Source organism: Micromonospora lupini (genome assembly GCF_026342015.1).
Classification (GTDB): domain Bacteria; phylum Actinomycetota; class Actinomycetes; order Mycobacteriales; family Micromonosporaceae; genus Micromonospora; species Micromonospora lupini_B.
The window spans coordinates 199797-214269 of sequence record NZ_JAPENL010000001.1 but is presented as its reverse complement, the minus strand read 5'-3'; the positions used below and the strand labels follow the sequence as shown (position 1 = coordinate 214269).

At 74.2% G+C, this 14473-nt stretch carries 12 protein-coding genes; 8 read left to right on the top strand and 4 right to left on the bottom strand.

The genetic code is table 11. The features are described from left to right. Positions 1–135: 135 nt before the first annotated feature. The 3 genes from OOJ91_RS00945 to OOJ91_RS00935 form a co-directional block, all read right to left on the bottom strand. Positions 136–1596 carry a GTP-binding protein gene (locus tag OOJ91_RS00945; protein WP_266241393.1) on the bottom strand — a complete coding sequence of 487 codons (1461 nt, stop codon included), beginning with the start codon at positions 1594–1596 and terminating at the stop codon, positions 136–138. Then, entirely contained in the window at positions 1593–3446 is a 1854-nt protein-coding gene (locus tag OOJ91_RS00940; RefSeq protein WP_266245215.1) for a dynamin family protein, read from the bottom strand. The genes OOJ91_RS00945 and OOJ91_RS00940 overlap by 4 nt, the downstream gene beginning before the upstream one ends. Positions 3447–3561: 115 nt before the next feature. Beyond that, the gene (locus OOJ91_RS00935) at positions 3562–4452 is read right to left on the bottom strand and encodes an IniB N-terminal domain-containing protein (protein ID WP_266241392.1); all 891 of its coding nucleotides are present in this window, start codon (positions 4450–4452) and stop codon (positions 3562–3564) included. A gap of 297 nt (positions 4453–4749) precedes the next feature. Here OOJ91_RS00935 and OOJ91_RS00930 point away from each other — a divergent pair, with 297 nt between their 5' ends. The 8 genes from OOJ91_RS00930 (at position 4750) to OOJ91_RS00895 (ending at position 13610) form a co-directional block, all read left to right on the top strand. Further along, complete coding sequence (locus OOJ91_RS00930) at positions 4750–6015, top strand: Hsp70 family protein (RefSeq protein ID WP_266241391.1); 1266 nt, start codon at positions 4750–4752, stop codon at positions 6013–6015. Between the two features lie 5 nt (positions 6016–6020). Next, on the top strand, positions 6021–8594 hold the full coding sequence (locus tag OOJ91_RS00925) for a helix-turn-helix transcriptional regulator (protein WP_266241389.1): 2574 nt from the start codon (positions 6021–6023) through the stop codon (positions 8592–8594). A gap of 34 nt (positions 8595–8628) precedes the next feature. Next, the gene (locus OOJ91_RS00920; protein ID WP_266241388.1) at positions 8629–10665 is read left to right on the top strand and encodes a sensor histidine kinase; all 2037 of its coding nucleotides are present in this window, start codon (positions 8629–8631) and stop codon (positions 10663–10665) included. Next, the gene (locus OOJ91_RS00915; RefSeq protein WP_266241386.1) at positions 10662–11111 is read left to right on the top strand and encodes a roadblock/LC7 domain-containing protein; all 450 of its coding nucleotides are present in this window, start codon (positions 10662–10664) and stop codon (positions 11109–11111) included. The genes OOJ91_RS00920 and OOJ91_RS00915 overlap by 4 nt, the downstream gene beginning before the upstream one ends. After that, positions 11089–11469 carry a DUF742 domain-containing protein gene (locus OOJ91_RS00910; protein ID WP_266241385.1) on the top strand — a complete coding sequence of 127 codons (381 nt, stop codon included), beginning with the start codon at positions 11089–11091 and terminating at the stop codon, positions 11467–11469. The genes OOJ91_RS00915 and OOJ91_RS00910 overlap by 23 nt, the downstream gene beginning before the upstream one ends. Before the next feature lie 69 nt (positions 11470–11538). After that, positions 11539–12273 (top strand): cellulose binding domain-containing protein, encoded by a 735-nt coding sequence (locus OOJ91_RS00905; protein ID WP_266241384.1) that lies wholly within the window; start codon positions 11539–11541, stop codon positions 12271–12273. 44 nt (positions 12274–12317) lie between these two features. Beyond that, complete coding sequence (locus OOJ91_RS00900; protein ID WP_266241383.1) at positions 12318–12698, top strand: YccF domain-containing protein; 381 nt, start codon at positions 12318–12320, stop codon at positions 12696–12698. 114 nt (positions 12699–12812) lie between these two features. Further along, the gene (locus OOJ91_RS00895; protein ID WP_266241381.1) at positions 12813–13610 is read left to right on the top strand and encodes an SAM-dependent methyltransferase; all 798 of its coding nucleotides are present in this window, start codon (positions 12813–12815) and stop codon (positions 13608–13610) included. A 28-nt stretch (positions 13611–13638) separates the two neighbouring features. On the opposite strand, the gene OOJ91_RS00890 is transcribed toward OOJ91_RS00895, so the two are convergent. Continuing rightward, positions 13639–14391 (bottom strand): cellulose binding domain-containing protein, encoded by a 753-nt coding sequence (locus OOJ91_RS00890; protein WP_266241379.1) that lies wholly within the window; start codon positions 14389–14391, stop codon positions 13639–13641. Positions 14392–14473: the final 82 nt, after the last annotated feature.

Genomic DNA, 14473 nt, shown 5'->3' with positions numbered 1-14473 from the left:
GTGCGAGACAACCGAGGGCAGAACCGGTGGATGTTGGGCAGATGCTTCCCGGCGACCACGGCGCTGTCAATGGGTCGACCGCACCGAAACACGCCGGCCGGGGCGTCCCGGGTGGACGCCCCGCACGCGCGACGCTCAGCGGCCGCCCGCGGCCAGCTCGGCGAGCATCCCCTCACAACTGCGGACGACCACCTCCGCGCCCCGGCGCTGAACCAGCGGGAGCAACGGATCCTCGGCCCGGTCCCGCCACCGCCACTGGGCGTCGGCGGCGACCTCCCAGAGCCGCTGCACTGTCGCCTCGTGCTCGACGCCGAGCCGCGCGGCCAGACCCACCCCGTCACCGCCGACCAGGCGCTGCGCCTCGGCCGCCAGCTCGGCGTCGAAACCGAGGCGGGCGTTGCGCAGCGCCACCAGCAGGCGCAACTCCCGGAACTCGTGCGCGCCCGCCAGGATCTGCTCGATCGCGCCGACCAACTCGCCCGAGCCCCGCACCGGCTCGGCCCGCACCAGGGCCTCCACGGCCGCCAGCGCCGAACGCGCCCTGAGCGCGTCGCGACGATCGACGAAACAACGGGTCATCGACTCCCGCAGCTCGGTGAGCCCACTGCGCCGGATCAGCTCCGCCGACAACGTCACCCGGGTGTCGAACCCACCGCGCACCAGGGTCGTCGCGAGCCGGATCCCGAAGAGCCCGAACCGATCCAGCAGACCGGCGCGCACCTCCGAGTCCAGGTGCACCGGAAGCTCGCCACGGACGAAACGGTCGGCGGAGAGCAGGTGGGCCTCCAACTCGGCGCGGGACACCCCGGCCAGCGTCGCGAGCGCGGCGAAGTCGGATTCGCTCAGCATCCGGCCCGCGAGGCCGATCGCCCCGCTGCACGCCACCACGTTCACGGCCAGCGCGCCCACCCGGGGATCGCGGTGGTGCCGTCGGGCCAGCTGGCGGGCGGTGAGCAGCCCGTCGATCCGGCCGCCGCCCACCTCGTCCGCCCGGGACAACACCATGATCACGTTCACCGGGGCGGCCTGCCCGACGACACTGTCCCGAGCGGACTCCAACACCCGCAGATCACTGTCGCGGCCGTCGCGGGTCAGGAACAGCACCGCGTCCGAGTCCCGCAGGACGCGATCCAGCACCGGCGCGTGGCCCTGCTCGTCGACCGCCGCGAGCGCCGGGGTGTCGACAAGCGTCACCTGCCGCAGCGCCCGCGTCGGCCACCGCACCACGATGTCGCGCACCTCGCCGACCCGCCAGCCCAGATCCACCCGCATCCCGGTCGCCGACTTGACCACCGTCAGCTCCTGGGGCGGCTGGCCGACCGGGTACGCGGTTGCGCGCGGCGACGTGCCGTCCTCGTACCAGGTGAAGACGCCGTCGGCGCCCTCGACAGGCGCGACCTCCTCCCCCATCAACGCGTTCAGCACCGTCGACTTGCCGGCACGCCAGGGACCGGCCACCGCGATCCGCAGCGGCTGCTCCAACCGCGCCACCTGGTGCCGCAACCGCCCGAGGGCCCGCGCGTCGTGCTGGTAGAGGTCCATGGCCTGGTGCAGCAGCCCCCACGCCGCCTCGTCCAACCGCACCCCGACCGTCATGCCCGGGGCTCCAACAGCACCGGGGTGGACCGAGTCGCGGTCAACTGCTGGGACTGCTCGTAGAGCGCGGCCAGGCGGGTCATCTTCAGCCGGATCTCCCGCTGCCTCTGCTCGCGCAGGGCGACATCGGTGTCCGCCTCCTGCTTCGCGCTGCGAAACGACTGCACGATGGCCTCCTGCAACTCCTCGGTCAGCCCCGTGAAGTGGTCGCGCAGCATCCGCTGCACCTGGCGGGCGGCGTCGCGGCAGTCCCGAACCATCCGGACGAAGAACTCGTCGACATGACGCTGGATGGCCGTCTTGACCGTCGCCTGCCGGCGGCGCAGCAACTGCTTGCCCTCGTCGCGGATGCTCTTGCCGCCGAAGAGCGCGCCGATGCCGACCGAGACCGGGTTGATCATCGGCATGCCGGCCAGGGTCGTCGCGAGGCCGAACATCAACATGCCGCCGTACGAGCCCTTCATGCCGGTGAACAGCTTCTGACCCGTGGTGAACCTGTCGATCCGCGGTCGTTCCAGATCCGGCAGCCGGTCACCGAGATCCGCCGGCATCGTCATCGACCAGGGCGGCAGCACGTCGTAGCCGTACCGGTCGAAGGTGGCGGCCACCCGACGGGCGACCCAGTCGCAGCGCTGGATCAGCCACTCGTGGTTGGCCTCCGCGGCCTCGACGAGACTGCGCTCCAGCCACTCGGCGAAGGTGTCCCAGGCGACGAGAGGGTCGGCCGTGTCGAACGCCTCGTCCACGGCACGCAGGATCTGGCGGGTGCGGTCGCGCAGGTCGTACTCGATGTCGGAGAGCAGGTCGGCCATCTCGTCGGCGAGGGTGTTCTGCCAACGGGTGGAGCAGCGGCGCAGCTCGTCGACCTCCCGCTGGGCCGCGTGCAGCCGGGAGATCGGCCCGGACTGCTCCTCGGCCTCCTGCGTCGCCAACTCGGCGCGCAGCGGCGCGGCCAGTTGCTCCACCACCGTACGGGCCACCGCCTGCACCGACGCCCGCGCCAGGTGGTCGGCCTTGCCGGTCAGGTCCCGCTGCAGGCGGGCGATCAGCGCCGGAAAGCCGGACTCGGCGTTGAGACCGCGATCGTCGGTCGCCGCCGCGCGCAGCCGCAGGGTCGCCGACACCGGGATCAGCGGCGCCGCGACGCCCGCGTCGGCGAGGTGCTGCCGGTTGCGTTCGGCCACCGCACGCCAGTCCGCCACGAGATCGGTCTTGCTCTGCACCACCACCACGTTCGGCTGCGACCGCGTGACGTGCAGCAGCATGTCCAGCTCGGCGACCGAGAGTTCCCGTGTCGAGTCGGTGACCAGCAGCACGGCGTCCGCGCGGGTGGAGGCGGCGACCTCCGCGGCCCCGCCGAGCGCCGCCACCTGGTCGGTGCCGGGAGTGTCCACAAGCACCAGTCCGGCGGCGAGCAGCGCGCGGGGCAGGCCGACCTCGACGTACGCCGGACCGCCGCCCGGCCGCCGCCCGAGGGCGCCGGACACCCCGGCCGTGACCTGGTCGAGCGCCAGGGGGGTCCGCTCGACGAGCGTCGCGGCCGGGACGCCCGCGGGCCGTCCCGACGTCGGCGGCGCCTGGACCACTGCCGCGGAGGCGGCCTCGGCGTGCTGCACAACTGTCGGCAGGACTGTGGTACGACCATCACCGACCGGGCAGGCCGGCGCGTTGATTATCGCGTTGATGAGCTGGCTCTTGCCCTGGTTCGGCTCGCCGAGGACCAGGACGCGCAGCTTCGGGTCCAGCAGTTGGGCACGCTTCTGTCGGACCGTCTGGAGCAGGTCGCCGCGACCGTGTGTGGTGCACGTCCGGGCGATCTCGTCCAGGACGTCCAACCAGATCCCCGCCATCACCGCACCAAGTGTGCGGATTTCGGCTCAATTATCAAGAGGTTCCGGAAGGGAACCCGGGAAGGGCCGGGCCGCCCGAGGCGACCCGGCCCCCCGCTTCCGACGGGAATCCCCGTCAGAGCAGACCGCCGGTGAGGCCCAGCAGCCCGTGGTCCGACGAGGCGGGCCCCCCGTCGTGCACGTCGCCGGTCACACCGTCGGTGACCCCTCCGGTCACGTCACCGACCGTGCCGGTGACACCGGGGAGGAGACTGTCCACGTGGTGCGTGACGCCGCCCACCACTGACGGGACGTCGACCGGTGGCACCACGCCGCCGACCGCGCCGTCGGTGAGGCCCAGACCACCCAGGGTGTCGTGGACGCCGAGGGAGCCGACGATGCCGTCGACCTGACCGTGCGCGTCGGAGAGGACACCGCCGGTCAGGTCGCCGCCGAGCAGACCCGGGTCGGTGGCGCCGAGCAGGCCGGTCGGGTCGCCGAGCGTGCCGGTCACGTCACCGAGCACCGGGTCGGCGATGCCGTCGACCGGCTGCACCACGTCGGCGTCGAGGGTGTGCGCCACGTCGGCCACGCCGGTCAGGTCGGTGTCGAGGCCGCTCGGGCCGACGCCCAGGCCGACGCCCGGAAGCACCGTCACTCCGGCCGCGACGGTCGTCGGGTCGACGGCGATGGCGCCGAGCACACCGGCCTTGACGTCCACCCCGGCAGGAGAGCTGGTGACGCTGATCTGCTGCGCCACGCTCTGCAACTGGCCGACCACGTCGGTGGCGTCGGTCACCAGCGGGTCGAACCCGAGCTGCCCGACGGCCGGGACCAGCGGCGCGAGGCCCTGCCCCGGGGCGTAGTCGACCACGAGCGGAACCACGTCCTGCACGTCGGCGGCGGTGATGTCGTTGAGCCCCGCGGCGTGCAGCGCGCCCTCCGGGTCGAGGTCGAAGGCCGACCGCGCGTCCGGGTTGGTCAGCAGGTCGAGCACGAAGTCGTGGAGGGTCTGTTGCGAGTCCATGTGCCGGTTCTCCTCGGATTGGCATCGGCGACCGTCGTTCGTCGACAGTGACGCTATTGCGGGGGCCGATCCCGGACATCGGGGCTCGGCCCGCATCCGATCCCGCCGCGTTAGGGCCTTGATCGGCTCCACCGTTAGGGGGACTGGGGGAAACCGTCCCGGCCAGATTAGGGTCCCGACCAGGGAGCGATCTCTGGTACGAACGTAGGAGCCCGCGGGTTTCGCCGGGGGCGGGTCGCCGGGAAGCGCCGACGCCATCGCCACCAGCCGGCCAACTCGCGGAAAGAGAAGAGACGGATGCCGTACGTCCTGGGGATCGACATCGGAAGCACCAACACCGCCGCCGCCGTCGCACGGCGCGACGGTCGCACCTGGACGCGCCCGGAGGCTGTCCCGCTGAACGCCGGCTCGCCCCTCGTACCGTCGGTGCTGCACCTGGCCGAGGACGGCGCCCTGCACATCGGCGGGCCCGCCACCGACGACGGCAGCCGCACCACCAGGGACTTCGTCCGCCGCATCGGCGACGACGTGCCCCTGCTGCTCGGCGGCGAGCCGTGCGCGCCGCAGACGCTCACGGCGGAGCTGGCCGCCTGGGTGGTGGAGCAGGTGCACGCCGCGGAGGGCGGCCCCGCCGAGGCGGTAGTGCTCAGCCACCCGGCGAGCTGGCGGCCGTACCGGCGGGAGCTGCTGCACCGCGCGCTCGTCGACCTCGGGCTGCGCTCCGTCACGCTACTGCCCCGCACGGTCACGGTCGCCGAGAGCCACGCGGCCCACGGGTTCGCCGGCACCACGGCCGCCGTCTACGCGCTGGGCGGCGCCAGTTTCGAGGCGGCCCTGGTGCGGCGCACCCCGCGCGGCACCTACGAGGGCTTCGGCACCCCGCAGGGGCTCGACCCGATCGGGGGCGCGGACTTCGACGAACTGCTGGCCAGCCACGTACGTACCGTGCTGTCCCGGGAGCTGGCCGCCACCGGCCGTCGGGAGCACCACGCCGCCCTGCGCGGGCTGCCGGCCGAGTGCGACCGGGTCAAGCGGGCGCTCACCGTCGAACTGGCCGCCGACGTGGTGCTGAGCCTGCCGACCGGCCCGGCGCGGATACCGGTGACCCGCGCGCAGTTCGAGGCCATGATCCGCCCGACCGTGCAGGCCACAGTCGACCTCCTGCTGCGCACCGTGCGCTGTGCCGGCCTCGCGCCGACGCAGCTCGACGGCGTGCTGCTCGCCGGCGGTTCGGCCCGGATCCCGCTGGTCACCGAGCTGATCACCGCGGCGCTTGCGGTCCCGGTCGAGGTGCAGCCGGACGCGCAGCTGACCGCCGCCACCGGGGCGGCGAGCGCGGCCTGCCAGGTGGTGTCGCCCCGCCCCCGGCCCCCGGCGCCGATACGCGACCCGGCGCCGGTGAGCGACGCCGGCCGGGCCACCATCCCGGCGTCGCGCCGACCCCGAGACCGGACCACCGATCCGGGTGCTCCACCACCGCGCCCTCCGGTCCGGATCCTGCCCCTCGACCTGCCGAAGGCGTCCCGCCTGGCACTGACGCTCAGCCGGGGACGCGAAGGATGACCGCAATGATCATGAAACACGTCGTCGAGTCCCGGCTGGTGCTGGGCAGCGCATCCACGGCCCTGCTGGACCGGGTCGTCGACGATCCGATTGGCCCGCTCACCGTCGGCCTGGTCGGCCCCGCCGGTCACGGCAAGACGGCGCTGCTCGCCGAACTGACGCGCGTCCAGCAGCGGGTCGGGGGCACCGTGCGGACGGGCGTCCCGGAGCCTGGCGATCCCGTCGATCCGACCGAGCTGCTGCTTGTCGACGACGCGCACCTGCTCGACGACGAGCGGATCGGCGTGCTGCTGGGCCTGGTCACCACCCGCCGGCACCGGCTGGTCGTCGCCCACCGACCCTGGCCCCGGTCGGCGGCCCTCTCCGAGCTGGCCGACGCGCTGCGCCGCGAGGGGCAGGCCGTGCTGCTCGGCCCGTTCGGTCGGGAACAGACCGCGACCCACCTCGCCGCCGCGCCCGAGTTGGCACACCGTGGCGACCTGGTCGACTTCGTGCACACGCAGACCGGTGGCGTCCCCCGCGACGTGGAGCGGCTGACCCGTGGCCTGCGCGCAGCCCCGGGCCTGACCGGCGCCCCGACCGAACCACCCCGGTCCGTCGTCCTCGAATTCGCGCCGGAGCTGGAGATCCAGCCCACCGCCGTACGACGGCTGCTGCTCGCGGTCGCGGCCGGCGTACCGCTGCCGGTGACCATGCTCGGCCCGCTGCTCGACCAGGAGCCGGAGGCGGTCGACGAGCTGATCGCCACGACCCGGGCGGCCGGGCTGATCGGTGCCGACGGCCGGCTCACGCCTATCGTCCGGCGGGCCGTCACCACGCTCAGCCCGGCCACCGAACGCAGCGCGGTCTGGCGTCGCCTCACCGAGTTGCAGCTCGCCCGGGGCGGGCCGGTGCTACCGCTGGTCCGCTCGCTGCTCGCGGTAGGCGTGCTGGGCGACTGCCCGTCCTCGACGCTGACCGCGGCGGCGCAGGAGGCGCTGGCCGACGAGCCGGCCTTCGCGGCCGACCTGTTCGCCGCCGCCACGGCGGCCGGGCACCCGACGAGCGCCCGGCAGGCTCTCGCCGCCGCGCTCGCCGGCAACCTCGACGACGCGCTGCGCCTCGCGGACCGGCTGCTTGCCACGACCGACCCGACGGACCGCGCCGACGCGGCAGTGGTGGCCGCGACAGCCCTGGCGCACCGCGGCCACACCGGCCGCAGCGTCGAGCTGTACCGGTGGTCGGGCACCGCCTCCTCGCTGGCGTTCGCCACCGTCGGCGGGCTCGCCACAGGCGACCTGACCGCCGCCGGGCCGCCTGTCGACGAGTCGGCAGGCGAACCGCCCACACTGCACGCCAGCGCCGCCCGGCTGATGGCCGAGGGGGTGCGCGAGAGCGTCACCGGCACGCCGAGCGCGGCGCTCTCCGCGCTCGTGCAGGCCGCCGCACTGCTGGAGCCGGACGGTCGGGCGGCGCTCCTGCCGGACAGTCCGGCCGCGCTGGCCGCCCTGACCGCCGTGCACTCAGGCGAGCTGGACATCGCCGAGCGGGTCCTGCACCGGGCGCAGGAGGCCGGCGTCGGTGGTCCGCTGATGGCCCGCCGGCACCGACTGTTGCAGGCCTGGATCCTGATGGTCCGGGGCCAGACGGCCGCGGCGGCCGAACGCCTCGCCACGGTGACCACCGACGACCGGCCGTTGGAGTCACGTGACCTGCTCTTCGCCGCCGCGCTGCGGATGGGCATCGGCCGGCGCACCAGCGACCTCGCCGCGCTCAAGCGGGGGTGGGGCCAGGCCCTGGAGGCGGTGGTCCGCCATCCCGTCGACCTGTTCACGCTGCTGCCGCTCGGCGAACTCGCCATCGCTGGCGCGCGACTGGGCGACGCGGCCCGGTTGGCCCCGTACCTTCGGGAGGGTCGGGCGCTGCTCGACCGGCTCGGCGCCCCGACACTGTGGAGCGTCCCGCTGCACTGGAGCGGGTTGCACGCGGCCATCCTGAGCGGCGAGCCGACGGCCGCCGACGACCACGTCGCCGCCCTGCTGGCCGCCGCGGACCACAGCCGCTACGCCGCCGTGGTCGCCGCGGCCGCCGAGAGCTGGGTCGAGGTGCTGCGCGGCGTGGTCGACCCGGTGCGGGTGGAGGCCGCCGCCCGTGGCCTGCACGACACCGGCCTGTGCTGGGACGGCGCGCGCCTCGCCGGGCAGGCCGCGATCCGCACCTCGGACCGGCGGGCGATGACCACCCTGCTGGAGTGCGCCCGGGTGCTCCAGGGCCGGCCGGCTGCCGCGACCGGCGGGCCGCGACCGACCACCGGCGAGAGCACCACCCAGGCGACCGACGCCATCGCGGCCCCCGCCCAGCAGGGCCTCAGCGACCGGGAGTACGAGGTGGCCGAGCTGGTGCTGGCCGGACTGACCTACCGGGAGATCGGCGATCGGCTCTTCATCTCGGCGAAGACCGTGGAGCACCACGTGGCCCGCATGCGCAACCGGTTGAACTGCGCCAACCGTGCGGAGCTGCTGGCGCTGCTGCGTACCGTCGTCGCCGACCGGGCCAGCGACGCCGCCGGGCAGCCCTGGCCGCAACGGTCGGCGCGATGAACCGGTCGCACCACGTGTCGCGGCGGAGCGCGACGTGACACGCACCAACGAACGACGGCTGCGGGTCCGGCTCGTCGCCGCGGCGGCGGTGCTGCTCACGCTCTGGTCCTACGCGGCCTACCTGACCGGCCAGGACGCGGTCGACCTGCTGCGGGTGCGGACCCTGGCCGACACCCTGGGCCAGCCCATCGACCGGCTGATCCTCAGCCTGCAGACCGAGCGCCGGGTGACGGCCGAGTCGTTGGCCGGGTCGGCGCGGGCGCGGACCGCGCTGGCCGGGACGCGGGAGGTGACCGACCGGGCGGCGACGGAGGTCCGGGCGTTCCCGACCGGCCGCGATCTGCGCCTGCTCAGCGCCGGAGCGGTCCGCGACCGGGCCGAGGCGCTCGTCCGGCGGCTCAACGGGCTGGGCGCCGTCCGGTCCCAGGTGGACTCCGGGTACCTCGACCGCGCCGGGGCGACCGACGGGTACGACAAGCTCGTCGACGCCGCCTTCGACGTGTACGGACCGGAGTGGGGCGCGTACGAGAGCAGGTTGGCTGTCGAGACCCGCGCGGTGATCGCGCTGGCCCGCGCCCGCGAGCTGCTCGCCCGGGAGGACACCCTGGTCACCGCCGCCGTCGTGAGCGGTCGGATCAGCGCCGAGGAGCGACGCCTGTTGGTCGAGCTGGTGACCACCCAGCGGTACGCCCGCGCCGAGGCGGCGGCCGGCCTGCCGGCCGGCGGCCGGAGCGCGCACAAGCGTCTCGCGGCGGGCCCGGAGTTCGCGGGCCTGCTCGCCGTGGAGGACGCCCTGCTACGGACGGACCGGGCCGACGCCCTGCGCGGGATCAGCGCGGCGGACTGGCGGGCGGCGGCGGACGCCGCGCTCGGCGCGCTTCACGAACTGGTGACGACCACCGCCCGCGGGAGCGTCGAACGGGCCACGCCGGGCGCCGCGGTGATCGTCGGGCGGACCGGCGCGGTGGTGGGGCTCGGGCTGATCGCCGTGCTGGCGGTGCTGCTCGGCTGGGCCGCCACCGTGCGCCGACTGACCGACGAGCGGGACCGTTCGGGCGCCGATGAGCGGGACCGCTCGGGCGCCGATGAGCGGGACCGCTCGGGCGCCGATGAGCGTCGGCCCGAGCCATCCGCGCCCGCGCCGCCGGCCCCGCCCGCCGACGACAAGCCACCAGCCGACCGGTCCGGGACCGGCCAGACCGGCGGCGGGCCGGTCGAGGACCGTCGCCTCGGAGAGCTGTTCGTGCGGGTCACCCGGCGCAACCAGGTCCTGCTCCGCGACCAGCTCGACCTGCTGGACGCGATGCAGCGGCGGGAGCGCAGCGCCGAGGAGGCCGACGAGCTGTTCCAGCTCGACCACCTCACCACCCGGATCCGCCGCAACGTGGAGAAGGTGATCACCCTGGCCGGCGCGACCCCGGCCCGCCGCTGGCGGCGTCCGGTCGCCCTGCTCGACGTCACGCGCGGCGCGGTCGCCGAGGTGCCGGAATACCACCGCGTCCTGGTCGCGCCGCACTGGCCGTGGTCGCTCGCCGGGCCCGCCGTCACGGACGTCGTGCACCTGCTGGCCGAGCTGATCGAGAACGCTCTGGCCTACTCGGCCACCGACACCACGGTCCGGGTCGCCGGTGAACACCGGCCGCACGGCTGCGCGGTCGTCGTGGTCGACGACGGTCCCGGCCTCGACGCGACCGCGTTGAGCGAGGCCAACCACCTGCTCGCGAACCCGCCTGCCCGCCCGCCCACCGACGCCACGGGGTTGCACACGGTCGCCCTGCTGGCCGCCCGTTGCGGTGCCCGGGTCACGCTGCGGCCGAGTCGGCGCGGCGGGACGGCCGCGATCGTGGACCTGCCGGCGGAGCTGGTCACCGTGACCGGCGGCCCGGCCGGGACTGTTCCCGGGCCCGCGTACCGACCGGGTCGGAGCGGACCCGACGCGGGCAGGGCCGGCGGAACGGGTGAGCTGCCGATACGGGTCCGCCAGTCCCGCTTCGCCGGGCCCGAATCCGGCAGCACCGGCCCCGACACCGTCGAACTGCCGGTCACGAGAGCAACGAGGAGACATCGATGACGCATGCAGTGGTCACCGCGGACAGCCTGACCGGCGCGCTGGACCGCCTGGTCGACCGGGTACGCGGGGCGGAGTTCGCCGTGGTGCTCTCACCGGACGGGCTGCCGCTGGGCGGTTCCCGCCGGGTGGAGGCGACGCTGGCCGACCAGATCTCCGGCATCGTCGCCGGTCTGCTGGCGTTGGGGCTGGCCGCCACCCGGACCTGCGACGCGGGCGGGCTCCGGCAGATCGTGGTGCAGATGTCGCGGGCGTTCCTGTTCGTCGCCACCATCCCGAACGGGACCATCCTCACCGTCCGGATCGCCGGCGACGAGATCGAGGTGGGTGACATGGCGTACGAGGTCGCGCTCTTCGTGGGGCAGGCCGAACAGCACCTGCCGATCAGCCTGGGCCCCGCCTCCGCGGCGAGAAGCGGGGACTCTGGTGCACAGCGCCGGCTCGGCTGACGAGGCGTGGTACGACGACGACGCCGGCCCGGTGGCCCGCCCGTACACGATGACCGGTGGGCGTACCGCGCCCGAGCGGGGCCGCTTCGACCTCATCTCGCTCGTCGTCGCGCGGCGGCCGGCCGCACCGCCCACGGCGCTCTTCCCCGAACAGGCGCGGATCGTCGAGCTGTGTCACCATCCAGTGTCGGTGGCCGAGGTCAGCGCCGAGCTGGATCTGCCCCTGGGCACCGTCCGGGTCCTCCTCGGTGACCTGCTCGGGGCGGGTCTGGTCGAGACGCACGAACCACCGACGCTGTCGGAGCTGCCGTCGCAGGAGCTGCTCGAGTCGATACTCGTCGGGTTGCGCGGCCTGTGACGGGTCGGGTGCCACCGCGGCCCAACTGTCGCGGGCGGGCGTCCGGGGATGAAGTGAAGGGGAGAGGCAGTGCCGGCAACACCGCCGCAGCCACGGCGTACTGTGGCGATCATTCTGCTGGACCGGATCGTGGCCGCCGCCGCAGCCGTACGGCGGGTGGTCACCGGCCGGGCCGACGTGTCGCGGGCCACCTGGATCGCCGTGCTCGCGGCGCTCGGGGTGGTGGTGGCAACTGTGGTCTCCATCGTCGGTGTGGTGCGCACGCCGGAGCAGTTGGCGCCGGTGACCCTCGACCCGCCCCCGTCGGTGGACCAGTTGGGCACTCCCGAGGCCGGTACGCCCCGGGGGCAGGCGAAGCCGGCGGCCAGCAACCCGACCACCTCCGTGCCACCATCTGTCAGCGCGGCCCCGCCGCCCGCCCCGCCGCCGACAAGCGCGCCGGCCGCGACCCCCTCGTCGGCGTCGCCGACTCCGGCCGCGCTCGGCGCCGACTTCGCCATCGAGGAGAAGGCCCTGCTCAGCTACGGCGCCGCCGTGACGGTCACCAATCCGGGGCCGGTTCCGGTGGCGCAGTGGACGCTTGCCGTCACGCTGCCCCGGGAGTCGCTGCGTGTCAGCGCGGTCCAGGGCGCGCGGGCCACGCAGGACGGCGCGGTGTGGACGTTCGTGCCGGACGGGAGCGCCGGGCAGGTGCCGGGCAGCGCCTCGGTCCGTGTGACGTTCCGGGTCAACGGCGCGGCGATCGGCGCGACTCCCACGGCGTGCACCATCGACGGGGTCGCCTGCGGCGGGCTGCCGGACTGAGCGCGGGCCAGGGCCCGGTGGCGCGGGTCGCGCATGCTGAAGGGGTGATTCGCTTCCTCCTGAACGTCCTCTGGCTCGTCTTCGGTGGTGGCCTCGTGCTGGCGATCGGCTACGGCTTCGCCGCCCTGGTCTGCTTCGTCCTGGTCGTCACCATTCCGTTCGGCGTCGCCTCGCTGCGCCTCGCCGTCTACTCGTTGTGGCCCTTCGGTCGCACCCTGGTGCCCAAGCCGGGCGCGGGCGTCGGCTCCGGGCTGGCGAACGTGTTGTGGGTGGTCCTGGCGGGCTGGTGGCTCGCCCTGTCGCACATCCTCGCGGGCATCGCGCTCTGCGTCACGATCATCGGGATCCCCTTCGGCGTCGCCAACTTCAAGCTCGTCCCGGCCGCGTTCTGGCCGCTGGGCCGGGAGGTCGTGGACGCGCCGTGACCCGTCGTCGGGTCGCCCGTGCCGCCGTGGGCGACCCGGTCCGGGCCGGCGCTGTCGATAGTGGACAATCCGGGGTGCTACCCACGCCCACGAACCCCTCGATAGGAGCCTGGCATGGCCGGCCCGGACCCCGAACTCGCCGCGACGTTGCAGCCCGACGTGCCGCACGCGGCGCGCATCTGGAACTACTGGATGGGCGGCAAGGACAACTTCCAGTCCGATCGGGCGGCCGGTGACGCGGTGGCCGAGGTCTACCCGGAGATCGTGGTGATGGCGCAGCAGTCGCGCGGGTTCCTGGTGCGGGCCGTACGGCACCTGGCCGCCGAGGCGGGCATCCGGCAGTTCCTGGACATCGGCACGGGCCTGCCCACCATGCAGAACACCCACGCGGTCGCCCAGGGCATCGCGCCCGACGCGCGGATCGTCTACGTCGACAACGACCCGATGGTCCTCGTGCACGCCCGCGCGTTGCTGGCCAGCACGACCACGCAGGGCGTCACCACGTACGTCCCGGCCGACTACCACGACCCGGAGAGGATCCTCGCCGAGGCGGCGCGGACGCTTGACTTCGACAAGCCGATCGCGGTGATGTTCATGGGTGTGCTGGGGTACGAGCCGGACCTGGAGGTGGTGCGCTCGATCGTCGGGCGGACGATGGACGCGACCGCGTCCGGCAGTCACCTGGTTCTCTGGGACGGCACCAACACCAGCCCCGCGGTGGTCTCCGGCGCGCAGCGGCTGGCCGAGAACGGCGGTGTGCCGTACATCCTGCGCAGCCCTGAGGATCTCGCCGGTTGCTTCTCCGGGCTGACGATTGTGGAGCCCGGCCTCGTGCCGATCCCGCTGTGGCGCCCGGACGACGCCGATGCCAAGGGAATCGACGCCTACGGCGCGGTGGCCCGCAAACCCTGACGGGCGCGGGCCACGGCCGGGTCACCGGTCAGCGGTTGCAGGTGAGCGTCAGCCCGTCGGGCACCGCGCTTGTGGTCACGAGCAGGCCGAACGTCGTCACGCCGCCCGGGGCGAGTGTCCCGTTGTAGGAGGCGTTGCGGACCGTGACGTCGGCGCCTGTCGTCTCGGCGACGCCGCGCCAGACCGTCTGGATGCGCTCGTCGCCGGCCCACCGCCAGGAGACGCTCCACCGGTCCAGCGTCTGCGTCCCGGTGCTGCGCACTGTCACCGTGGCGACGAAGCCGGTGCCCCAGCGGGAGTCGATCGTGGCCGTCGCCGAGCACGCCGTCAGCGCAGCGGTCCGGACCGCGGCGACCCAGTACGGGTCCCGTCGGCCCTCGGCGTCGCTGAACCGGTACCAGTACTCGGTGTCGGGCGTCAGCTGGTCGATGGTGACGACCCCGTTGCGCTCGGGCCCGGTGACGGCCTGGGCCACCGGAGACTGCCACTGTTGGGCGTCCGCCCGGCTGGCGAAGAGGCTGACGGTCATCGGCGGGTCGTAGCCGCAGGGCGGGCGGAAGAAGATCGAGTACGACAACGTCACGCTCGTGGTGGTCACCGCGGTCACCGAGGCGGCGATCGGTAGGGCCGGCGGGCAGGTAGGGGTCGGGGTCGGTGACGGCGACAGGGTGGGTGTGGGCGTGACCGCCGGCGCCGGCGCCGGTGCGGCCTCGACGAAGCCTGTCGTGCCGGCCCAGCCGGCCAGAGCCATTGTCGTGGCTGCCAGGAAGATGCGGAGCATCGGTACCTCCGGGGGAACCGTCGCCGTCGCGGCCGAGGATGGGCGACCGACCGTACGGGGCCGGAGTGCGGCGGCCGCCCGA